Annotated in this window: 19 protein-coding genes and 2 pseudogenes; 17 read left to right on the forward strand and 4 right to left on the reverse strand. The window is 34.5% G+C overall.

Annotated elements, in window-relative coordinates; genetic code table 11:
- Positions 1-148 precede the first annotated feature (148 nt).
- From MHH42_RS11205 to MHH42_RS11230, 6 genes and pseudogenes are all read left to right on the forward strand, one after another.
- Entirely contained in the window at positions 149-1,111 is a 963-nt protein-coding gene (locus tag MHH42_RS11205; protein ID WP_000903334.1) for an ABC transporter substrate-binding protein, read from the forward strand.
- Positions 1,112-1,326: 215 nt separating this feature from the next.
- A complete protein-coding gene (gene dat / locus MHH42_RS11210) occupies positions 1,327-2,202 on the forward strand; it encodes a D-amino-acid transaminase (RefSeq protein WP_340893389.1) in 876 nt (291 codons plus the stop codon).
- Positions 2,203-2,299: 97 nt separating this feature from the next.
- Positions 2,300-2,947, forward strand: coding sequence for a nitroreductase family protein (locus tag MHH42_RS11215; RefSeq protein WP_001105130.1), 648 nt, complete (start codon positions 2,300-2,302; stop codon positions 2,945-2,947).
- Positions 2,948-3,209: 262 nt separating this feature from the next.
- Positions 3,210-3,698 carry a hypothetical protein gene (locus MHH42_RS11220; protein ID WP_000713451.1) on the forward strand — a complete coding sequence of 163 codons (489 nt, stop codon included), beginning with the start codon at positions 3,210-3,212 and terminating at the stop codon, positions 3,696-3,698.
- Positions 3,699-3,774: 76 nt separating this feature from the next.
- Positions 3,775-4,020 (forward strand): annotated as a pseudogene (locus tag MHH42_RS11225) (hypothetical protein).
- A 114-nt stretch (positions 4,021-4,134) separates the two neighbouring features.
- Positions 4,135-4,683, forward strand: coding sequence for a cysteine hydrolase family protein (locus MHH42_RS11230; RefSeq protein ID WP_000816780.1), 549 nt, complete (start codon positions 4,135-4,137; stop codon positions 4,681-4,683).
- Positions 4,684-4,716: 33 nt separating this feature from the next.
- Here MHH42_RS11230 and MHH42_RS11235 read toward each other — a convergent pair whose 3' ends face one another.
- Positions 4,717-5,166: an NUDIX hydrolase gene (locus tag MHH42_RS11235; protein ID WP_000540499.1), complete on the reverse strand. Its 450-nt coding sequence runs from the start codon at positions 5,164-5,166 to the stop codon at positions 4,717-4,719.
- Between the two features lie 349 nt (positions 5,167-5,515).
- Between MHH42_RS11235 and MHH42_RS11240 the strand changes: the two genes are divergently transcribed.
- From MHH42_RS11240 to adhP, 5 genes are all read left to right on the forward strand, one after another.
- A complete protein-coding gene (locus MHH42_RS11240; protein WP_000025244.1) occupies positions 5,516-6,409 on the forward strand; it encodes a mechanosensitive ion channel family protein in 894 nt (297 codons plus the stop codon).
- 246 nt (positions 6,410-6,655) lie between these two features.
- A complete protein-coding gene (casK, locus tag MHH42_RS11245) occupies positions 6,656-7,753 on the forward strand; it encodes a GAF domain-containing sensor histidine kinase (protein ID WP_220388544.1) in 1,098 nt (365 codons plus the stop codon).
- 14 nt (positions 7,754-7,767) lie between these two features.
- Positions 7,768-8,403, forward strand: a complete 636-nt coding sequence (gene casR / locus MHH42_RS11250; RefSeq protein WP_000694625.1) for a two-component system response regulator CasR — start codon at positions 7,768-7,770, stop codon at positions 8,401-8,403.
- Positions 8,404-8,532: 129 nt separating this feature from the next.
- Complete coding sequence (locus tag MHH42_RS11255; RefSeq protein ID WP_001119637.1) at positions 8,533-9,387, forward strand: MurR/RpiR family transcriptional regulator; 855 nt, start codon at positions 8,533-8,535, stop codon at positions 9,385-9,387.
- A gap of 325 nt (positions 9,388-9,712) precedes the next feature.
- Positions 9,713-10,750 carry an alcohol dehydrogenase AdhP gene (gene adhP / locus MHH42_RS11260; RefSeq protein WP_000649126.1) on the forward strand — a complete coding sequence of 346 codons (1,038 nt, stop codon included), beginning with the start codon at positions 9,713-9,715 and terminating at the stop codon, positions 10,748-10,750.
- Positions 10,751-10,901: 151 nt separating this feature from the next.
- Here adhP and MHH42_RS11265 read toward each other — a convergent pair whose 3' ends face one another.
- Together MHH42_RS11265 and MHH42_RS11270 are read right to left on the reverse strand one after the other, a co-directional pair.
- Positions 10,902-11,921: an ABC transporter permease gene (locus MHH42_RS11265; protein WP_000836570.1), complete on the reverse strand. Its 1,020-nt coding sequence runs from the start codon at positions 11,919-11,921 to the stop codon at positions 10,902-10,904.
- Positions 11,918-12,820 (reverse strand): ABC transporter permease subunit, encoded by a 903-nt coding sequence (locus tag MHH42_RS11270; protein ID WP_000903311.1) that lies wholly within the window; start codon positions 12,818-12,820, stop codon positions 11,918-11,920. The genes MHH42_RS11265 and MHH42_RS11270 overlap by 4 nt, the downstream gene beginning before the upstream one ends.
- A 653-nt stretch (positions 12,821-13,473) precedes the next feature.
- Between MHH42_RS11270 and MHH42_RS11275 the strand changes: the two genes are divergently transcribed.
- The 5 genes and pseudogenes from MHH42_RS11275 to gnd all read left to right on the forward strand — a co-directional run bounded on the left by MHH42_RS11275 (position 13,474) and on the right by gnd (position 20,531).
- Entirely contained in the window at positions 13,474-14,631 is a 1,158-nt protein-coding gene (locus tag MHH42_RS11275; protein WP_070173155.1) for a serine hydrolase domain-containing protein, read from the forward strand.
- Positions 14,632-14,783: 152 nt separating this feature from the next.
- On the forward strand, positions 14,784-16,115 hold the full coding sequence (locus tag MHH42_RS11280) for an erythromycin esterase family protein (RefSeq protein ID WP_000728396.1): 1,332 nt from the start codon (positions 14,784-14,786) through the stop codon (positions 16,113-16,115).
- Between the two features lie 606 nt (positions 16,116-16,721).
- Positions 16,722-18,260, forward strand: coding sequence for a gluconokinase (gene gntK / locus MHH42_RS11285; protein WP_070173156.1), 1,539 nt, complete (start codon positions 16,722-16,724; stop codon positions 18,258-18,260).
- Positions 18,261-18,274: 14 nt separating this feature from the next.
- Positions 18,275-19,616 (forward strand): annotated as a pseudogene (locus MHH42_RS11290) (GntP family permease).
- A gap of 18 nt (positions 19,617-19,634) precedes the next feature.
- The gene (gene gnd, locus MHH42_RS11295; RefSeq protein WP_000765981.1) at positions 19,635-20,531 is read left to right on the forward strand and encodes a phosphogluconate dehydrogenase (NAD(+)-dependent, decarboxylating); all 897 of its coding nucleotides are present in this window, start codon (positions 19,635-19,637) and stop codon (positions 20,529-20,531) included.
- Between the two features lie 68 nt (positions 20,532-20,599).
- On the opposite strand, the gene MHH42_RS11300 is transcribed toward gnd, so the two are convergent.
- A complete protein-coding gene (locus tag MHH42_RS11300) occupies positions 20,600-21,364 on the reverse strand; it encodes a DUF2711 domain-containing protein (RefSeq protein ID WP_016108314.1) in 765 nt (254 codons plus the stop codon).
- 139 nt (positions 21,365-21,503) lie between these two features.
- Between MHH42_RS11300 and MHH42_RS11305 the strand changes: the two genes are divergently transcribed.
- Positions 21,504-22,724 carry a glycosyltransferase gene (locus tag MHH42_RS11305; protein WP_016108315.1) on the forward strand — a complete coding sequence of 407 codons (1,221 nt, stop codon included), beginning with the start codon at positions 21,504-21,506 and terminating at the stop codon, positions 22,722-22,724.
- Positions 22,725-22,749: the final 25 nt, after the last annotated feature.

Here is a 22,749-nt window from a genome sequence, read left to right on the forward strand (position 1 = left end):
ACAGATAGTTTCAAAAAGAAACATTTGAATAACGGATAGAATCTAAATAGTATATATTAAAAAAGTTCTCTGATATACATTGACAATGTATGTAATATACATTAACCTTTAGTTGTTAATGATAATCGATTTCATCTAGGGAGGACATATGTTACATACTAAAAAAATGTTTATGTTCTGCATTATGATACTTATGGTTATAATCGCAGGGTGTAGTAAAGAAGAAAAAAAAGAAAATGATCCATCAGCTAAAGCGAAAGATTCTTATACTGTAAAGCATGCAATGGGGGAAACAACAGTAAATGGTACACCTAAAAAAGTTGTTGTTTTAACAAATGAAGGTGCAGAGGCTCTTCTAGCTGTGGGAGTAACGCCAGTTGGAACTACGAAACCGCGTGCGGGTGATGAATGGTACCCTCATTTAGCGAAAGAGTTAAAAGATACGAAAGTTGTAGGAACTGAGCGTGATATTAATTTAGAGGCAGTAATGAAGCTTAAGCCGGATTTAATTATCGGGAATAAAATGCGTCATGAAAAAATATATGAACAATTGAAAGAAATCGCGCCAACTGTATACGCTGAAACATTGCGTGGAGATTGGAAGGAAAACTTTACGCTCTATACAAAGGCTGTAAATAAAGAAAAAGAAGGTCAAAAGGCAATTGAAGATTATAAAAAGCGTATTGAAGGAATGAAAGAGAAGCTAGGAGATAAATTAAGCTCTAAAGTTTCTATTATTCGCTTCGTTCCAGGTGATGTTCGTATATATCAAAAGAACTCATTCTCAGGTGTTGTTTTAAACGATATTGGATTTAAACGACCACCATTACAAGATAAAGATGAATTTGCGATAAAAGGAATTACAAAAGAACAAATTCCAAATATGGACGGGGACTACTTATTCTATTTCACATCTGATAAAGATGGCGATAAGAAGAATGAAGGAAACACGTTAGCAAAAGAATGGACAGAAGACCCACTCTTTAAGCAGCTACAAGCCTCTAAAAATAATAAAGTATTCCAAGTAGATGAAGTAATTTGGAATACAGCAGGCGGTATTAAAGCAGCAAACCTAATGCTAGATGATATTGAAAAATATTTTCTGAAATAAAGTTGAACCAATCAGGCGATTACGGGCCGTTATCTCCCACCTAACCTTGAGGTGAGAGTTTTACTGCCCGTCAATAGCGGGATAAATGAATGGCTGAGTGCATCACTTTAAATAGGTGATGCATTTTTTATTTATATAAATACAGAAAATTCCTTTTTTTCAGTCGTTTTAAGTTGTACAATAAAATCAATCACGTAATAAAGGAGTGGGAAGGAATGAAAGCTACTCATAAAGATTGGATTTTGTTTAATGGGAGAATTGTAAATACGAAGGAAGAACAGCCGATGGTTGCATTAGAAGAGCGAGGTTTCCAATTTGGTGATGGTATATATGAGGTATTCAGAATATACGATGGGAAGCCACATTTATTAGATTTACATTTGGAGCGTTTTTTTAAATCAATGGAAGAAATTAAACTCATTGCACCATTTACAAAGGAAGAGTTAGTAGAAGAGCTACATCAAATGATTGAAAAAAATCAATTTCAAGAAGATGGTAATGTATATTTACAAATATCAAGAGGTGCTCAAGCAAGAAACCATGTATATGAAAAAGACCTTCAACCAACGTATTTTGCAAATATTGTTTCGTTCCCAAGACCAGTCGCTACGATGGAAGTCGGTATAAAAGTAACGGTAGAGGAGGATATAAGATGGAAATTTTGTCATATAAAATCATTAAATCTACTTCCTAATATCATGATTAAAAATAAAATAAATGAACAAGGATATCAAGAAGCGATTTTAGTGCGAGATGGAGTTGTAACAGAGGGATGTCATTCTAATTTTTTCATAGTAAAAAATGATAAACTGATTACACATCCAGCTGATCACTTTATTTTGCATGGTATTACTCGCCATTATGTTATAACATTAGCGAAAGAGTTACATATCAAAGTAGAAGAACGAGAATTTTCATTACAAGAGGTATATGAGGCGGATGAATGCTTTTTTACAGCGACACCACTCGAAATATTCCCGGTTGTTCAAATTGGCGATGAACAGTTTGCTAGCGGCGAAAGAGGACCAATTACGAAAAAACTACAATCTGCATATGAAGAAAGTATTAGTTTGTTTAAAGTGACAAATTAATAATGAAGAAAAAAGCTGGTATTCCCCCAGCTTTTTTTCATGATATAATTCAAACATAGGACAGGTTTTGAAAACGCTGTAAAAGGGGATTTAATGTATGAATTATGAAGCTTTTAAAGAGGTAATCCACGGAAGAAGAAGTGTTAGAAAGTTTACAGAACAAGAAGTATCTACTAGTGATATAAAAGAAATTATTGATTGCGCTCGTTATGCACCGAGTGATACGAACTCGCAAACGTGGGAGTTCTTAGTCATTATGAATCGAGAGAAAATTAAAGAAATTGAACAAATGACTTGGGATGCATTACATAAACTTGCGGCAAAAGCAGCAGAAAATGGAGAAGAGAAAGCAGGGAAATTACTTACACGTTCTTTCGGGCCATATGCAACAGCTTTCTCTGAGGCACCAGTATTAATCGTATGTTTGGCAACACCTTATGAATCAAAGTTTCGTGAAAAGATATTTGATCCAATTGCCTTCGTTCCGGATGCAGTGTGGGAAGAGGAAGGAATTAAGAGTAGCTGTTTAGCGGCACAAAACTTAATGCTGGCTGCACATGCGAAGGGTCTTGGTACGTGTCCAATGACAGGGCCTGTATTGTTAGCTCAAAAAGAACTAAGACAATATTTTCAAATTGAGACCGAAAAACAAATAAATATGGTTATTTCACTCGGTTATCCGAAAGATAAACCGAAGAAACTTCCAAGAAAAGAAGTAGATGAGATTACAACGTTTATTTTTTAATCACCATATAGAAAAGACATTGAAATAACAATGTCTTTTTATTTTGGATAGGTATGTTATTAATTTGTTGGGCTAAAATGATAAATAAGATAAAATTACTATTTATTTCATTAAAAAAATTAATGTTCTATTAAGGAAAGTATGGTACAGTAATCGTGAGCAAGCTACTAGTATTTGTTCATGAAAGTGTTAAAAATAGTTTTAAAATTACAAAGTTATTTTTGTATAATAAATTATAATGAAATTACAGGGGGGATGAATTTTGAAGAAATTCATAATCGCTGGATTGTCTGTATTGTTATTAGTAGGCTGTGGTGCTCCAAAGGAAAAAGAGGATGCACAGTCAAATCAGGAAGAACAAGTTGTAAATGCGAGTGAGGAGAGTGTGGTTGTATTTCCTGAAGGGGCAGTACCAATTGGAGAAGGGATAGTAAAAGTCATTACACCAGATGGTACTTCTGAAAACGGCAATACACCGACTGTATTTATCAAAAAAGATACTTTAATTCAGCAAGTTGAATTAGAACTTTCTAATTTTCAAAACGATAAAGAAACATTCGTATTTGTAGATCAAATATTTGCTGATAAACATCAAGTAACTAGTACAACACAGACAACAGTACAATTAAAAGAAAAGACACTTGAGACAGGTAGTCATACGATTACTGCAGCTCAGTTTGAAAATAATGACCCAAAAGGAAAAGTCATTAGCTTTAATCAAGCGACGTTTGAAACGAAGCCAGCATCTTAATTATGGATAAAAAGTACATTACTTAAAGTAGTAGTGTACTTTTTAATTTGGATATAAATGGGTTGTTGAGAATAATTTGTTTCACTTTCTAGTACGTATGAATAGTAAGAAATTACTCTTTACTACTAAGAAAGAGAAAGAGGTTGAAGGTGTGCAGTGATTTGTTCGTATCATCTTGCTTAGTATGATGATTTCGATAATCTGGTTTACTTTACACGAGGTGGTTGAAGTTACGCTCAATTATCAAATCCATGACATGCTAATAGGAACAGTATGTTTTGTCATAGTATATCTGTTTTATGATAAACTTAGATTAAGTTAAGTTTTGCAAGAAAAATGTAGGTATTTCATTTGAAATGTCGAATAGTACATACGATGTCGTAATAACAAATTTTCTATTGTTTATTGTGAAACAGGAGAAGGAGAGATAGTAGTTATGAAACGAGCTCTTATTAATATCGATTATACATATGATTTTGTAGCTGAAAAAGGTGCTTTAACTTGCGGAAAACCAGGTCAAGAAATTGAGAAGGAACTTGTACATATAACGAAGCAATATATTGAAAATGGAGATTATGTAGTGTTTGCAATCGACAAACATGAAGAAAATGATGAATATCATCCAGAAGTAAAGTTGTTCCCTCCTCATAATATAGCAGGTACAAATGGAAGAGACTTATTCGGTGAATTACAAGATGTATACGAAAAATATAAAAATGATGCGAATGTATATTATATGGATAAAACGCGATACAGTGCATTTGCTGGAACAGATCTAGAGATGAAGTTGAGAGAACGAGGAATAGAAGAAGTTCATCTTGTAGGGGTGTGCACTGATATTTGTGTTCTTCATACAGCAGTAGATGCTTATAATAAAGGATTTAAAATTGTTGTATATGAAAAGGCAGTTGCATCTTTTAATGCGCAAGGACATGAATATGCACTTGGACATTTTAAATCTTGTTTACATGCAGAAGTGAAGTGAAAAAGAGGCCTTTGAAAAGGCCTCTTTTTACGTTTAAATTGAGACGACATTTTGCTCAATTAGTTTTTTTATGAAAGGGCTAATGTTTTCTGGTAGCCCATTTAAATCAAAAAATTGTACATGTAATGATTCAACTCCGTCAGCTTTTAGCAAGCCACCTTTAATGTCTTTGCAAAGGTAAGCGATTGTTATAGGATAAAATTCATCTCCGTTCGCTAATTTCACAAAAAACTCTTTACCTGAAAATACACTTACTAACTGAAGTATACCAATTTCAATACCTGTTTCTTCAAGTACTTCTCGTCTTCCGGCTTCTTCTGTGGATTCACCAAGTTCCACAAAACCTCCAGGAACACCCCACATGCCATTTCGTCTTTGTTGTAGTAATATTTGTCCTTGGTCATTTAAAACAGCTACAGCAACTCCTGCTAAATTGAGTGGTCTTGATCCAACAATTTCTCTTAGTTCTTCGATATACCCCATTAATTGTAACCTCCGTGAAAAAAGTATCAAATGAATGATTCGGTGTTATGTGAATGTATTCCTTTAAATGAGGTAAGTATTACAAAGTTGTTTATAAAAATTTCTATTGTAATCTCCCTTTAGATTATTAAAAAGGGTATATTTATAGTAAATAGAAAAGGGCATCAGAAGTTGAAAGATTAATGAAAGGGTTATATTGTTGAAGATGTACTAGGGATACAAATACATAGTTAAGAAAGTAAAATGAAAGGTCAGGGGAAAAGTTACGAAAGAAAATTTTGAGATAATTAATAAGGAATTATTATAGATTAGCTCTACATGAAAATTTAAAAAATAAGGAAGTGGATAGATGAGTATATTAGCGTATACGGAGGAGTTTTTTAATTATGTAAGGGAGTTTTTACTATTAAGGTTTTTACTATTTGCTTTAGTTCTTATCATTATTTCGTTTGTTATTAATCGCATTATTGATTGGTTTTTTAGAAAGTCCAGCTTTTTTGATGAAGAGGTAGAGCAGACGATTCAAAGTGTCATTCGATCTATTTTTAGATATATCATTATCATCAGTCTAATCATTTATTTAATTAGTCAGTTTGTAGATATAAAAAGTATCATTGCAGGTGCAGGGATAGCGGGAGTTGTCATTGGTTTTGCTGCGCAACAGATGCTAAAAGATGTCATATTAGGCTTTGCGAGATTAGCGGACAAAGAGTTTCGCGTTGGCGATTTTGTTACTTTTAATGGAACAAATTCAGGAACTATTGAGGAAATTAGTATTCGTTTTATGCAAATACGTGAATGGTCAGGAAAACTACTTACCATACCACATGGAGAGATTAGAACGATACAAAATTTTAATAAAGGGTGGATGCGAGTAATTGAACGCATCACGGTAAGTTATCAGGAAGACCCTACAAGAGTTAAGGAATTGCTAGAAGACGTATGTGTGATATGCAATGAAAATTTGGAACAAAGTTTGTATAGAGTAGAGGATGAGGCTGTTGAACCATTTAAATATGTTGGTGTTACAGACTTAAATCCTAACCTTAAATATGTTGGATATGAATTTTGTATTACAGGTTTAATTAAACCAGAAGATTATTTTGAAACTTCTAGACAAGTAAGGTTTGCATTAATGGCTATGTTCCATAAACATCAAGTGCAAATGCCAGCAGCGAATATGTTCGTTACTACTGAAAGTTTGCAGCATATCCGTGGAGAACAATTTTTGTCAGACAATTAAATAAAGCTTTACATTTAGAATTCTGATTTATAGATGTAGATGAGTCTTAGAGGGTTTAAAAGTAACTTCATTACTTGGCGTTGTTCAGTTTAAGAATTACGCGGTCAAAATTTAAAGGGAAAATAAAAAAATGATTGATAAATAAAAAGAGCTGAAGGAATTCAGCTCTTTTTATTTGTAGAATTTAGAAATTTCTTAATGTTATAATGATAGTTGGTGATGAGAATGAACTTTGAAGAAAAAGAGATACATCGTTTAGAAGCATTAAAAGAAATTGCGGAATTGCTAAATGAAGCAACGAATTTACAGGACATGTTAGAAAAAGTTTTACATACATTGTTACAAGTTATGAATTTACAAACAGGGTGGATATTTTTTATTGATGAAAGTGGAAAGCACCGTATGCTTGTAGACGAAAACTTACCACCAGCTCTTACGTGGCAAGAGAAGAAGCCGATGTGTGAAGGAGACTGTTGGTGTGTAGAGCGTTTTGTGAATGGCAGATTAGAAAAAGCGACAAATATTATTGAATGTAAGCGAATAGAAGATGCGATTGAATGTAATTGGGGTGAAACAGAAGATGTTACACATCATGCGACAATTCCGCTTAGGTCCGGATCAGAGAAATTTGGTCTATTAAATGTGGCTGCACCTCATAAGACTCATTTTTCTGAGGAAGAGTTAGCGTTATTAGAAGCGATTGCATTTCAAATTGGAACGACAATACAACGTATTCAATTAGTGGAGAAAGAACGTAAATATGTAGTGGTAGCGGAAAGAAATCGATTGGCTCGTGATTTACATGATTCAGTAAAACAATTGTTATTTTCTATTATGCTAACAGCGAAAGGCACTCTGAATATGACGCAAGATAGAGGTCTGCAAGAGATGTTAAGTTATATTGGAGAATTATCACAAGAAGCATTACAAGAGATGACGCTATTAATTTGGCAATTAAGACCTGAAGGATTAGAGAAAGGATTAGCAGAAGCAATTCAAAATTACGGGAAGTTATTAGGAGTTCAAGTGGAAGTTCGAATTGATGGGATGGTTTCAATTGGGGATGAAATAGAAGAAGTTTTATGGCGTATTAGCCAAGAGGCGCTACATAATTGTAAAAAGCATGCTTCGTGTGAAAAGGTACATGTTCTTTTAAAAATAGAAAATAACCAGTTACATTTTTACATAGAAGACAATGGAATAGGATTTATACAAGAACAAGTAAGGGGATCAGCACTTGGTCTGAAAAGTATGAAGGAACGTATTCAGTTAATGAAGGGATCGTTTCAAATTACAACAGAGCTAAAAAAGGGTACAAAAATAGAAATTCAATTGCCGATTTGAAGGGGAGAATAAGGTTGAAGATTAAACTGCTACTAGTTGAGGATCATCATATCGTTCGAAGAGGACTTGTATTCTTTTTGAAAACGAGAGAAGAATTTGAAATTATTGGGGAAGCGGAAAATGGTGAAGAGGCATTACATTTCGTGCAAAAAGAAAAACCGGATGTCGTGCTAATGGATGTATCGATGCCGAAAATGGATGGAATTGAGGCAACAAAACGTCTAAAACAATACGATGAGACGATAAAGGTACTTATATTAAGTAGTTTTTCAGAGCAAGATTATGTTATACCAGCACTTGAAGCTGGAGCAGATGGTTATCAATTAAAAGAAGTACAACCTGAGCAACTTGTCGCTTCTATTATTGCAGTACATCAAGGAAATGCGAATTTTCACCCGAAAGTAACACCTGCATTAATGGGGCGTTCCGCAGTAAAGAAGGAAATAGAAAATCCTTTTTCAATGTTAACGAAAAGAGAGCAAGAGGTACTTCGCGAAATTGCGAAAGGAAGAAGCAACAAGGAAATTGCAGCAGAGCTTCACATTACAGAACAAACTGTGAAAACGCACGTTTCAAACGTTTTAGCTAAATTGGAAGTAGATGATCGTACACAAGCTGCATTATATGCGGTGAAGTATGGGGGAAACTAGTTATAAGTGTGTCATATGTTAAGGTAACATTTATAGGAACAAATAAATAATAGTATGATACCGAATAAAGGTTTTTCTTCTTTCAATAATTAGGTACAATATAGCTACAATGGAAGGGGAAGATATGCTATGCCTGGAACAAGAAGTGGGATTGGAAAGATTCAGGCTTCGTTAAACGGATTGTCACCGAAATTGCGAAGTATTGCCGAACATATTTTGAAACATCCACAAGATGTTGTACATAAATCTATTACTGAATTAGCAGAAGTTACGAATAGTTCCGAAGCTACGATATTCCGCTTATGTAAACACCTTGGTTTGCAAGGGTTTCAAGATTTGAAAATTACATTAGCTCGTGAAATTGTACATACACCGATGCAAAATATTCATGAAGAAGTATCAGCAGAAGATAGTATGGTAACAGTTGCTAAAAAAGTTTTTCATTCGCATATTACAGGACTGCAAGATACATTACATTTGTTAAATGACACCGCACTTGAGAAAGCTGTACGAGCTTTGCAAGAAGCGAACCGAATTGAGTTTTACGGAAATGGTGGCTCTGGAATTATTGCGATGGATGCATATCATAAATTTATGAGAACGGGTATTTCTTGTATTGCTCATACAGATTCTCATTTTCAAATTATGGGTGCTGGTTTACTTACAAAAGAAGCAGTAGTCATTGCAATTTCTCATTCTGGTAGTAATAAAGGATTATTGGAAGCGTTAGAAGTAGCAAAAGCAAGAGGAGCTTGCATTATTGCAATTACGAGCTATCAGAAATCAGCACTAAGTCAACTTGCTGATATAACACTTTATACTTCAACACGTGAAACAGAATTTCGTACGGAAGCAAGTTCATCACGCTTAGCGCAGCTAAGTTTATTAGATACTTTGTATGTAGGATTGTCGTTGCAACGACAAGAGGAAACACTACAAAATTTACAAAGTATACGTGAAACAATTTCGATGAAGCGAATATAAAAAGCTCTTCAAATGAAGAGCTTTTTATATTGGTGGATCGTTTGATTATATAATCTCTAAATGTAGTTGATTTATTTTCCTGTAGAAAAATGCGACCTACTTATATTCATAAACTCTCATCTTTAATTCAGTTAAGAAATCGATTTATGCAATAATTCAAACATTGTTCATAATTTCACAATTTACTTATGAAATGTCATGTTATGATGAACGTGTAATGATGATTGAACATTTAAATTTGGCGCAATAATTAGCCAAAATAGTGAGGACAGTAGTTGTGAGATGAACTCATTAAAACTCTAAAACACTAAAGGGGAAATCACATATGAAAGCAGTAGTGGTTAATAAAAACAGCAAAGCGAACATCGAGGTTATTGAAAAAGAATTACGTCCGTTACATTCAGGTGAAGCGTTAGTAGATGTAGAGTATTGTGGGGTTTGCCACACTGATTTACACGTTGCGAATCATGATTTTGGTAACACGGATGGCCGCATCCTTGGTCATGAAGGTGTAGGTATTGTTACTAAACTTGCTGATGATGTAACTTCACTTAAAGTTGGTGACCGTGTAAGTATTGCATGGATGTTCCAATCTTGTGGACGTTGTGAATATTGCGTAACTGGTAGAGAGACATTCTGTCGTGAAGTTAAAAATGCTGGTTATTCAGTAGATGGTGGTATGGCTGAACAATGTATCGTTACAGCTGATTATGCAGTGAAAGTACCAGAAGGATTAGATCCTGCTCAAGCATCATCAATTACATGTGCAGGCGTAACTACATATAAAGCTATTAAAGTATCAGATATTAAACCTGGTCAACCTATCGTCATCTATGGTTGTGGTGGATTAGGTAACTTAGCTATCCAATATGCTAAAAACGTATTTGGTGCAAAGGTAATTGCAGTAGATATTAATGACGATAAATTAGCCTTAGCAAAAGAGGTTGGTGCTGATATGACTATCAATCCAATTTCTCAAGGTCCTGCTGATAAGATTGTGCAAGATGAGTTTGGTGGTGCTTATGCTGCTGTAGTAACAGCCGTTTCTAAAGTAGCATTCAACTCAGCGGTTGATGCAGTACGTGCCTGTGGTAAAGTAGTTGCGGTAGGGTTACCAGTAGAAACTATGGATTTAAACATTCCACGACTTGTACTAGACGGAATTGAAGTAGTTGGCTCTCTAGTAGGTACTCGTAAGGATCTCGAAGAGGCATTTATGTTCGGTGCAGAAGGAAAAGTAGTACCGGTTGTTCAAACGTGTTCTCTAGATAAAGTACAAAATGTATTCGAAGAAATGGAACAAGGTAAAATTCAAGGGCGTATGGTAATCGATTTTAAACAGAATAGTTGTGATTGTAAATAATTCATTTTAAATATAAAAAGCATGAGTCTAGCAAAGGTCATGTAAAAAAGTTAGACGGCATAAAAAAGATGATTCCTGTATTCAATAGGGATCATCTTCTTTATATTCTACTAATATCAATGCCAATTCATACTTGATTGAGGAGATATGATTAAAAGTTCACTTTATTTGCAAACGAAAAAGAATCTTTATTTTTAACAAACTTTTTATGATCTGGAACGTTTTGAGTTGCTACAACTTGCGAATCTCTTGCTTTCAGTGCATCTTGAATCCCGATTGTCATAAGCTTAATAAATAGAATCGTAATAAAGAATGAAGCGAGAGTATAAAAAATAATCCACCATGAAAGATTCATTTCATTACGATTTAATCCAATAAGGCCTGCCCAATCATTAGATATAGAAACAGGTCTGAGCACTCCGTCATAGAGTTCACGCATTTGTATCCCGCCAATTACAATGTTAAGCAACGCTAAATGGATAACGAGTATGAGTGTTTGGACGATATGTTCCATGAATAACACAAATAAGCGGTCAAGTAATAAGACTCGTAAGTGTTTTTTGATAATATGAAAACGGCTAGCACCCAGTAATTGTGAACTTAAGATGTAATCTCGTTTCATAAATTCATCCACCTCTGAGGATATATATAAAGAAAGTGTAGGCAGAGCGACGAAAATAAGTACGAGTACTTGATAAAACGTAAATGAAATATTTGGATCTAACCCATCGGCATTTGATGTGATTACAATATTAACGGGCGTGATGAGTATGAATGCGATAAATAGAGTTGGAATATAATAAAAAACTTCTGAGCATGCCTGGAAAAATCTCTTGAGTTTTGGAGCGTATAAACTTAAGAGGATTCCTATACATGTTCCGCATAAAATTCGAAAGAAGCTAATTGCCACGGCTAATAAAATAGTGAATTTTGCTCCTTCTACAATTTGTAAGAAAACAGACTCTCCAAAACGATCAGATCCAAAAGGCGGTATTAACGATGGTGGAAAGGGGGCCTTTCCAAGTAATTCGTTATTGTCATTGTAAAGTAACTGAGGAGGTTTTGGGATGTTATCTTTAAAGAACCAACTATAAATAAAACTAGCTGAAATAAGTATGAATAAATAAGTAAAGCCGATTAAAAAGCGTTTTGATTTCCAAATAGATTTCATAATGTTGCTCCTTTCAATTGATTTTGCCATCTATTCATCATGAATGAGATTATTTGAAAAATGGCATAAAACGGTAAAATAATCATAACAAGTATGATAAATGCAGCTGGTGGTGAAATAAACGCCTTATTAAATAAAAATTGAATAATACCTTGCATATTAAAAACAAATTCTAAAATGAATAAGTTAGACAGTAAGAAAACAAAAATCGTTTTTAAATGATGGAAGAAGTGGATAGATATATTTTTGAATAAATGAATGCATAGTATATAACTTGATGAAAGGCCTTTTCCATATGCAACCTCTACGTAATGTTTTCCATGTTCTTCTTTTATGTATAACACCATCATCCGAAACATTTGTAATGTAGGTAAGACAGCTAAAGATAAAATAGGGAGTAAATAAGCTCGATTTTCATTAAAAGAAATAATGGTGACAGGAGATTCCCCGAATTTCTGAAGTACCCATATGAAAAATATTTGCAAACAAATCATCATCATCATATCAGGGACAGCTTCTAATATGAACACAATTCGGTTTATCCATTTTTTTATATAATCTTTTGCTAAAAAATAAAAAAATGCCATGCTAGAAGACAGAAAGAGCGCAAGTAAAAAGGCTAAAAATAATACAGTAAATGAATATAGGTAAGGTTCTAAAACAGTTGGGAATAATGGTGTTTTTTTGAAACTACCAAATTTCGGGTCTGAGCCGATAACCACTAATGATTCAGGGGAGAAAACCTCTTTTAACATAGTAACGATCTGATTAAAAAAATATATTGGTTGAAAGGTAAATCCTTGTTGAGTGATAAATAAATAAGGTAAATTTAATAATAGTAAGAGTGATAAAAGAATTGATGAAAGCTTAATTGTGAATTGAGTTATTGTATGTAACATAAAATCCCTCCGACATCTTTTTACAACATTATACAATAAATCCTAATTTATTGTTTTATTTTTCTGAAAAATAAGAAATTTTTAGGTTTTATAATTATAATACGTAATATATATTTATATGGTAAGAAGGTTATACTAAGGAGCCGGTCCCTATGTCCATCAAGCAAAATGTGCAGTATTTTCATTTTCGAGGCATTTACTTTTCTTCAGTTGATGGGCATTTGGTGCTATTCCATTGCGATCAAGTTAATAGAACTAAGTTTTCTTAAAATAAAAACCACCGAAATATAGAAGTGATTTTGAACGTAAGGAATTTGTAAGGAAGGAGTAAGAAAAAAGAGATTTTCAATGTGTATGATCAAAATATAGAGAAGAACGGGGGGGGGAGTAGTTACTATCTATTTATATAAAAACAAATTAATTAATAAAACGCTATGGAAGAAAAGAAGAAATTATAGAAGTTAACAGATATCTGAAGAAGAGGGATTAATCATTTATTAGGTCAGAGAGTTGTTTGAAGAAATAATTGGTCTATAGATGATTGCAAATTCAGTATTGACTTTTATCATTGGGAGGGTTGATAGCTGTGTGATTAGCATATGAGATACCTATCAACCATCAATACAATTTAAATAAGAGGAGAGGAATGCTTTATGAAAAAACGCAGTAAAATTACATGTGCCAGTCTAGCACTTTTAATAGGTGGAAGTTCCCTGTTATACATAACATCAAACTCAATTGTAAAAGCAGAATCTACGCAAAATGTATCTAGTTCGTTACAAACAAGTACTCAAAGCGATCGTACTTCCGTTAAGAACGCAATACGGGATGCACTACAACTTGGATACCCGGGAATGCTCGCTAACATTTCTAAGGGTGGTAAAACTTGGAGTTATGCCGCTGGGATAGCGGATGTGAGAACCAAGAAACCAATGAAAGCAGATTTTCGCTTTCGTATTGGCAGTGTGACGAAAACGTTCATTGCAACAGTTCTACTTCAATTATCTGGAGAGAATCGTTTGAATTTAGACGACTCCATTGAAAAATGGTTGCCTGGTGTCATTCAAGGAAACGGATATGATGGTAACCAGATTACGATCCGGCAAATATTGAATCATACAAGTGGTATTGCTGACTATATGAATTCAAAAGACTTCGATATTATGGATACAAAAAAATCGTATACGGCTGAAGAATTTGTAAAGATGGGGATTTCACTTCCCTCAGAATTTGCCCCAGGAAAGGGTTGGTCTTATTCAAACACAGGATACGTATTACTGGGGATCCTTATTGAAAAAGTAACTGGCAACAGCTATGCGGAAGAGATTGAAAATCGGATTATTGAACCGCTTGATTTGTCAAATACATTTCTACCTGGTAATTCAAGCGTAATTCCAGGCACGAAGCATGCCCGTGGCTATATCCAACTAGACGGAGCAAGTGAGCTAAAAGACGTTACGTATATTAACCCAGGTAGCTCGGATGGGGATATGATTTCTACTGCTGACGATTTAAATAAATTCTTCTCATACTTACTCAGTGGTAAATTGCTGAAGGAACAGCAGCTAAATCAAATGCTTACTACAGTTCCTACAGATAGAGAAGGAACGGGATATGGTCTTGGAATCGTTGAATTTAAGCTTCCGAATGGTGTCTCGGTATGGGGGCATAGAGGTAGCGTTCTAGGGTTTTCCACTTTTGTTGGTGGAACACTTGGAGGCAAACATACATTGGCCGTCAATTTGAACAGCTTTAACTTTAGTAATCCTGATCCTTTTAAAAGTATTTTACTTGCTGAATTTAGGAAGTAGGCAAAAAGGCGAAATGGATAAGTTTTGTCATAGGTTTATAGTTTAAAATATATCATTTTGGTGCAAAAAACAACTTGCTCTAAAAAATTTAATACTCGTAATTAAGTATAAAAGAACGCTATCGTTTTAAGAAAATATTTCAGGAGGGTTTTATGAAAAAGAAAATGATTACTGCATTTGGTGTTTCTGCTATAATACTGACTAATTTTGTAGGAAGTACTTATGCAGACTCGAAGACAGGAGTTTCTGTTACAGCTCCCTACAATAAAAATCAAATAGCGGAATGGTTAGAAATGCACGCGAAGCCTTTAAGAACAACGAATCCAAATTCACCTTTTAATGATTTAAAACCACTTAAGAATATGGTAGGTTCAGCTTCAATTGTAGGTTTAGGTGAAGCTACGCATGGGGCTCATGAAGTTTTTACGATGAAAAACCGTATTGTGAATTATTTAGTATCTGAAAAGGGCTTTACCAACCTAGTTTTAGAAGAGGGGTGGGACAGAGCTTTAGAACTTGATCGATATGTTCTTACTGGTGAGGGAAATCCAAGCCAACATCTATCACCTGTATTTAAGACGAAAGAAATGTTAGATTTACTTGATTGGATTCGGCAATATAATGCTAATCCAAAACATAAATCTAAAGTGCGTATCATCGGGATGGACATTCAATCAGTAAACGAGAACGTTTATAATAATATAATAGAATATATTAAAAGAACCAATTCAAAACTTGTGCCGAGGATAGAAGAGAAGATAAAAGGTCTTATTCCTGTAACAAAGGATATGAATACTTTTGAAAGCCTTACGAAAGAAGAAAAAGAAAAGTATATTTCAGATGCTAAACAAATTAGTGCTTTATTAGAGGGAAATAAAAGTTATTTAAATGGGAAATCTAAAGAGTTCGCATGGATAAAACAAAATGCTCGTATTATTGAACAGTTTACTACAATGTTAACGTCACCTCCTGATAAACCATCTGATTTATATTTGAAACATGATATCGCAATGTATGAAAATGCGAAGTGGACTGAAGAACATTTAGGAAAAACTATTGTATGGGGGCATAATGGCCACGTTTCGAAAACAAATATGCTTCCTTTTGTATACCCTAAAGTAGCTGGGCAGTATTTAGCAGAGTATTATGGAAAACGGTACGTATCTATTGGAACATCAGTTTATGAAGGACAATACAATGTCAAGAATAGCGATGGTGAATTTGGCCCATATGGAATATTAAAATCGGATGATCCAAACAGTTATAACTACATCTTTGGACAAGTTAAAAAAGATCAATTTTTTATTGATTTACGTAAGGCAAACGGCGTGACAAAAACTTGGTTGAACGAACAACATCCAATTTTCGCTGGAGTAACTACCGAAGGGCCTGATATACCAAAAACAGTTGATATATCATTAGGTAAAGCGTTTGATATACTTGTTCAAATTCAAAAAGTGAGTCCATCTCAACTACATCAATAAATTTAGAATAATGTACCTTAATGAAGTGTAGTGTTAAGTGTCAATAGAGTTGTTTGAATATGTCAGTTAGGTTATTTTCATTAAAGAATTATTAAATGGAATAAATGTTTTTAAATTAGAGACGATGTGGGATAGAAGCACAGTATCATCAAGTTAACAAAATAAAATTCTACCTAAAATGAAAAAATACGCTATTCTTTCTATAGAATCATAGGAAAGGATGGCGTTTTTTGATCTAATCTATTACTACAATTTGCTCACGAAATTTAAAACTTTTTGTCCCCTAACACCTTACGAAATCTTACTAAAAATGTTGAGTTTGTACAACAAACCACATACCTATTAAGCTAAAGAACAAGTTACTCAAAAACTAGAAAAAGAGTGTGTTTCGAAACGGATATTATGTAACTTTACCGAACGAAAAAGCTATATATAGTATGTAAATGAAATGGAATGAGGGGATTTTTTTTTTTTTTTTTTTTTTTTTTTTTTTTTGTGAAAAAAATTTTCTTTTTATAACTTGATAAATGAAAAAATATTTTATATACTAATTCATGTAAACGGTTTACTAGATCGTATTTTGCTAGAAACGAAGGGAAGATTCGCATGGAAACAAGGGGGAGAGTAATCGGGATTGATATCGGTACCACAAGTACAAAAACGGTTGTGTTCACAGAAAAAGGAAAAGTCGTTGCATCACATGCAGTTGATTATCCAATTATTCAACCGAACGTCGGATGGGCTGAGCAAGATCCTGATGTAATATGTGCCGCTGTCTATAAAACTGTAAGCGTTGCCATCGAAAAGGGTAATGTATTACCAGAAGATATTTCTTCAATCGGTATTAGTACAGCAATGCACGCATTAATTGCAGTAGATGAAAACGGTGCGCCGTTAACGCGTTCTATCATTTGGGCAGATAATCGTAGTACGAAACAAGCAGAAAAATTATTACAACATATGAATGGACATGAAATTTATAAACGTACAGGTACACCAATTCATCCAATGTCTCCACTATCTAAGTTGTTATGGATGAAAGAAGAGGAACCAGAATTATATAAAAGTGCTTATAAATTTATTTCTATTAAAGAGTATGTGATTTACCAATTATTTTCACGCTACGTAGTTGATTATTCCATTGCTTCTGCTACTGGGTTTTTCAATTTAGAAAAGCTAAATTGGGATGTTGATGTATTGGAAATATTAAATATTTCTTCAGAACAATTATCGACACCTGTGCCGACTACATATATTTTATCGGGTATGAAACCAGAATTAGCACAAAAGATGGGGATTCGTAAAGATACTCCAGTTGTTATTGGTGCAAGTGATGGGGTTCTTGCAAATGTAGGCGTTGGTGCAATATCGCCTGGCTCAGCTGCAATTACGATTGGAACAAGTGGTGCAGTTCGAACAATTTCATCAAGTGTTAATACGGATGAAAAAGGAAGAACATTTTGTTATGCATTAACAGACGAACACTGGGTTATCGGCGGACCAACGAATAACGGTGGGATATTACTGAGATGGTTACGTGATGAATTTGGTAGCCCGGAACAAGAGGTAGCGAGGAAGCTTGGGATTGATCCTTATGATTTATTAATTAAGTATGCGGAAAGTGTACCAGCTGGAGCAGGTGGATTGCTATTTTTACCGTTTCTTTCTGGAGAACGTGCACCTTACTGGAATGCAAATGCGCGTGGTACATTCTTTGGAATTAACCTTCAGCACAAACGAGAACATTTTATACGAGCAGTTATGGAAGGTGTCTGTATGAGTGTATATTCAGTTGCACTTGCAATCCGTGATTGTACAGGACCACTTACTGAAATACGTGTTTCAGGAGGATTTGCGAAGTCTGCATTTTGGAGACAAATGCTCTCCGATATGATGGGAAAAGAATTGCTTGTTCCTGAAAGTCATGAAGCATCTGCGCTTGGGGCAGCGGCACTTGCTTTATATGCGGTAGGAAAAATTGATTCTCTTGACGAGGTGAAGGATTGGATTGATATTGTCCATCACCATGTACCAAATAAAGAAAATACGGCTATTTATTTAGAAATGTTTTATATGTATGAACGACTTTACAATCGATTGAAAGAAGAATTTGATTGTATAGCTGCTTTCCAACGTAAACAATAGGGGGATTGGGAGAAATGGTAGTTGGGATTGTACTAGCGGCAGTTGTCATACTACTTCTACTTATTACAGTAGTGAAATGGCATCCATTTGTCGCATTAATTTTAACAGCAATCGGAGTTGGGCTAGCAATGGGGATGCCCTTGGTTGCAACTTCACCACAACATCCAGGGATTATTGATTCTATTAAATCGGGTCTTGGAAGTACGTTAGGGTTTTTAGCAATTGTTTTAGCATTAGGAACGATGCTTGGGAAAATGATGGCCGAATCTGGCGGTGCTGAACGAATTGCTAACACATTAATTGATCGTTTTGGGAAGAAACGTGTTCACTGGGCAATGATGTTTGTTGCATTTTTAGTAGGGATTCCGGTGTTTTTCCAAGGTACTATTAATTCCATTAGTATTTACAATCGCCATAGAAACAGGGGTATCACTTATTACAATCGGTATTCCGCTTGTAGCAGGTCTTTCAGTTGTACATGGACTTGTTCCACCACATCCAGCAGCGATGGCAGCGGTAGGTATTTTTAAAGCAGATGTAGGGAAGACAATTTTATATGCATTAATTGTCGGACTTCCAACTGCAATTATTTCGGGGCCGCTTTACGGAAAATGGATCGGTGCTCGTATACATAAAGAAGTGCCGTTAGATATAGCGGAGCAATTTATTGAAAGAGATAAGAAGAAAGAACTTCCTAGCTTCGGAAATACATTGTTTACTATTTTACTGCCAGTATTTCTTATGCTTGGTGCATCCATTGCTGAAGTAGCGTTACATAAAACGAGTCAACTTGCACAAGTGTTACACTTTATTGGAGATCCAATAGTCGCTTTATTAATTGCAACGATTTATTCTTTCTTTAGTCTTGGTTATGCAAAAGGATTTTCTAAAGATAAAGTATTACAATTTACAAATGATTGCTTAGGGCCAATTGCAAACATACTGTTAGTAATTGGTGCTGGTGGTGCGTTTAATAAGGTGTTATTAGATTCTGGAATTGGTACTACAATTGCTGAAATGGCGAAAGAATCACATATTTCACCAATATTACTTGGATGGGGAATTGCAGCACTTATCCGAGTTGCAACGGGATCAGCTACTGTTTCTATGATGACAGCAGCTGGAATTGTAGCACCGATTGCAGCAAGTACACCTGGGGTAAATGTTGAACTACTAGCACTTGCAACAGGCGCAGGGTCATTAATTTTATCACACGTGAATGATTCTGGATTTTGGATGATTAAAGAGTATTTCGGAATGACTGTGAAAGAAACATTATTAACATGGACCGCAATGGAGACGATACTATCAGTTGTAGCACTTGGATTAATTTCCATATTAAATATATTTGTATAGAATGGGAGATTGATTAATATGAAACTAGGTTTAATTGGATTAGGAAAAATGGGATTCCCATTAGCTGAACACTTACATGAAGACAAGCATGAAGTAGTTGTATACGATGTAAATAAAGAGCTTGTAGAAAAGGCAGGAAAACTAGGGATTACTGCACGTCATACATTAAAAGAAATGATCGCTGAATTAGAAGCTCCTCGTACGATCTGGGTAATGGTGCCTGCAGGAGAAGTTGTAGAGTCAGTATTAAAAGATGTGTATCCGTTATTAGATGAAGGTGATATCGTTATTGAAGGTGGAAATTCATTCTATAAAGATACGTTACGCCGTGCTGAAGAAGCAAAAAGCTTCGGATTACATTATGTAGATATCGGTACATCTGGCGGTGTAGAAGGAGCTAGATACGGTGCTTGTTTAATGGTTGGTGGAGAAAAAGAAATTTATGACCAATTAGAACCTTTATTTAAAGATTTAGCAGTAGAAAATGGCTATTCTTATGCTGGCCGCGTTGGTAGTGGTCATTTCTTAAAAATGGTTCATAACGGTATTGAGTACGGCATGATGCAAGCAATCGCTGAAGGATTTGAAGTACTAGATAAGAGTGACTTTGATTTCAATTATGAAGATGTTGCAAAAGTATGGGCGAACGGATCAGTAATCCGCGGTTGGTTAATGGACTTAACTGAAAAAGCATTTGCAGATGATCCTAAACTTGATGGCATTAAAGGTGTAATGAACTCTTCAGGAGAAGGGAAATGGACTGTTGAAACTGCGCTTGAGTTACAAGCAGCGGCACCAGTAATCGCGATGTCATTATTTATGCGCTATCGTTCTCAGGAAGATGATACATTCCACGGAAAAGTAGTTTCAGCACTACGTAATCAGTTCGGTGGACATGAAGTTGTAAAAAAATAAGGATGTTTTTGAAAAGAAACTTGTGCATAAGCGCAAGTTTCTTTTTTATAGTTTAAGAAATTACTAATTTAAAAATACCAATCAATCATCGTTTTTTTGTCACAAATGACAGCTTCAACATTCATTGATTGAACAATATATTCTATATTTTCTTCTTTAGCTAATAATAAGGTTGTAAAGGAATCGTATATACTCATAAACGCATACTCATTGTCTTCTCCAGTAATAATTAACTCATTATTGCTAATGTCCCAAATATCTAATGGAGTAGTATTATTTACCTGTAATAATCCGTTTGTATCAAGAATTGGTTCAGAGAAATATAGATTTTTTGCACCTTTAGAACCGAGGAGTTTAAGTAATTTGTGTAATAAAAATATAGACGTATAATCTTCTGTTGGATAATAAAGATCTTTTTTTAAGTTTGAATGTAGCTTTTCAGCTAAATCCTCTCTTTTATATTCTTCTGAAAAGGCACTAATGGAAGTCAACATGGCCATTGCTAGGTCTGCGTATGAATGTAATCCACTACAAGACATCATTTCCTTCCAAGAAACGGATTTCCCATTGTGAATGATTTCTTCAGCGCTAGGATAGATGTGCTCATATGGTCTTTTTCTCACAGACTTTTCCCATCCTAAAGGCATTTGGACAAATGGATGTAGCAATATAGCTGCAGATTTAAAATTACTTGGTAGTTGTTCTAAAATTGGTGATTTGTCATCTAGCCAAATGTAATCCAACAAAATATAACCTCCTCTTAGACTTTGAAATGTACGGATTCCCGTATTATGTTTTTTTGTATTGATTGTATCAAATATAAAGCGAAGCATGAAATATGTCCCAACATAAAAGTAAGAATAAATAAAATGAAGTTTTCATAAATAATAAAAGGGTGCTTATGTCATCAGTATAGCTAAGAAATGTTGTTACATATGAGGAGAGCGTGTTAATAAAATATGAGGTGGTTAAATGGGAAATGAGCAAGTGAAGTCTGTAAAGGAAGAAAAAAAGTTATGTCTTTGTATGATCGTCAAAAATGAGTCTAGAATTATAGAAAGATGTTTAAATGCAACGAAATCAATTGTAGATTATGTTTCTATTTGTGATACTGGATCGACGGATAATACGCCTGAAATTATTGAAAATTGGTGTAAGGAAAATGAGATACCTGGGACGGTTCATCATGAGCCGTTTAAAAACTTTGGTTATAACAGAAGCTTAGCTGTTTCATTAGCGCAAAAAACATATCCAGAAGCGGATTATTTATTAATATTAGATGCAGATATGATTTTAGAGGTGGATCCGAATTTTGATAAAACGAGCTTAACGGAAGATCATTATCTTACACTGCAATATGATGTTCATATTAAATATTGGCTTACACGTCTTTTAAAAGCTTCTTTACCATGGAAATCTGTCGGTGTTACTCATGAGTATTGGGATATAGATCGTTCAAAAGTTGGAGCGAATTACAATACGAGGGTAGATCGGTTAGAGACTCTTGTCGTGAATGATCCTGGAGATGGCGGAAGTAAAGCTGATAAATTTGAACGAGATGAGAGGTTGTTGTTACAAGGAATAAACGACCCAGAAACAACGCCAGATTTGCATATAAGATATTTATTTTATTTAGCTCAGACTTATTTTCATTTAAGTCAATTTGAAGATTCGATTAAATGGTATAAAAAACGAGTGGAAGCAGGGGGATGGGTTGAAGAGGTATTCTATTCGTTATTGCGAATAGGATTTTGTTATGAGCAGTTAGCAAATCGTTCAGCAAATAAACAAAATGAAGTGACAGATGCTGATGAAAAAGAAAATGTTAAAGGGCAAGAAGAGCAATATTTAGCATTAGCTGTTTTTTATTTTCAAAAAGCGTGGGAATATAGACCAACTCGGGCTGAACCATTATACCAACTTGCAAGGTTGTATCGATTAAGATCTCAAAACAATATTGCTTTGATGTATGCTCTGCAAGGGAAGGAAATTCCTTTTCCAAAGGATGATCTTCTATTTGTGGATTATCATGTGTATGATTACTTATTTGACTATGAAATTTCTATTAGTGCTTTCTATATACCTCATAAAAAACATTTAGGGGCGGTGTCGCAAAAGTATTTGGAATCGATAAAAGAAGAGATTCCATTTCATATAGCAAATGTGGTAGAAAATAATGCGAAATTTTATTAAATACATTTCCGGTTAAAGGAGTAGT

Source organism: Bacillus sp. FSL L8-0099 (genome assembly GCF_038006385.1).
GTDB classification, from domain to species: Bacteria; Bacillota; Bacilli; order Bacillales; family Bacillaceae_G; genus Bacillus_A; species Bacillus_A toyonensis.

Bases quoted from the DNA above. Each gene is read 5' to 3' on its own strand.
- MHH42_RS11205 (WP_000903334.1), top strand. From the start codon at position 149: ATGTTACATACTAAAAAAATGTTTATGTTCTGCATTATGATACTTATG.
- MHH42_RS11230 (WP_000816780.1), top strand. From the start codon at position 4,135: ATGAAACGAGCTCTTATTAATATCGATTATACATATGATTTTGTAGCT.
- MHH42_RS11275 (WP_070173155.1), top strand. From the start codon at position 13,474: ATGAAAAAACGCAGTAAAATTACATGTGCCAGTCTAGCACTTTTAATA.
- MHH42_RS11235 (WP_000540499.1), bottom strand. From the start codon at position 5,166: ATGGGGTATATCGAAGAACTAAGAGAAATTGTTGGATCAAGACCACTC.
- MHH42_RS11300 (WP_016108314.1), bottom strand. From the start codon at position 21,364: ATGCTTCGCTTTATATTTGATACAATCAATACAAAAAAACATAATACG.
- MHH42_RS11280 (WP_000728396.1), top strand. From the start codon at position 14,784: ATGAAAAAGAAAATGATTACTGCATTTGGTGTTTCTGCTATAATACTG.
- dat (WP_340893389.1), top strand. From the start codon at position 1,327: ATGAAAGCTACTCATAAAGATTGGATTTTGTTTAATGGGAGAATTGTA.
- MHH42_RS11240 (WP_000025244.1), top strand. From the start codon at position 5,516: ATGAGTATATTAGCGTATACGGAGGAGTTTTTTAATTATGTAAGGGAG.
- gntK (WP_070173156.1), top strand. From the start codon at position 16,722: ATGGAAACAAGGGGGAGAGTAATCGGGATTGATATCGGTACCACAAGT.
- MHH42_RS11215 (WP_001105130.1), top strand. From the start codon at position 2,300: ATGAATTATGAAGCTTTTAAAGAGGTAATCCACGGAAGAAGAAGTGTT.
- MHH42_RS11270 (WP_000903311.1), bottom strand. From the start codon at position 12,820: ATGTTACATACAATAACTCAATTCACAATTAAGCTTTCATCAATTCTT.
- gnd (WP_000765981.1), top strand. From the start codon at position 19,635: ATGAAACTAGGTTTAATTGGATTAGGAAAAATGGGATTCCCATTAGCT.
- MHH42_RS11305 (WP_016108315.1), top strand. From the start codon at position 21,504: ATGGGAAATGAGCAAGTGAAGTCTGTAAAGGAAGAAAAAAAGTTATGT.
- MHH42_RS11255 (WP_001119637.1), top strand. From the start codon at position 8,533: ATGCCTGGAACAAGAAGTGGGATTGGAAAGATTCAGGCTTCGTTAAAC.
- MHH42_RS11265 (WP_000836570.1), bottom strand. From the start codon at position 11,921: ATGAAATCTATTTGGAAATCAAAACGCTTTTTAATCGGCTTTACTTAT.
- adhP (WP_000649126.1), top strand. From the start codon at position 9,713: ATGAAAGCAGTAGTGGTTAATAAAAACAGCAAAGCGAACATCGAGGTT.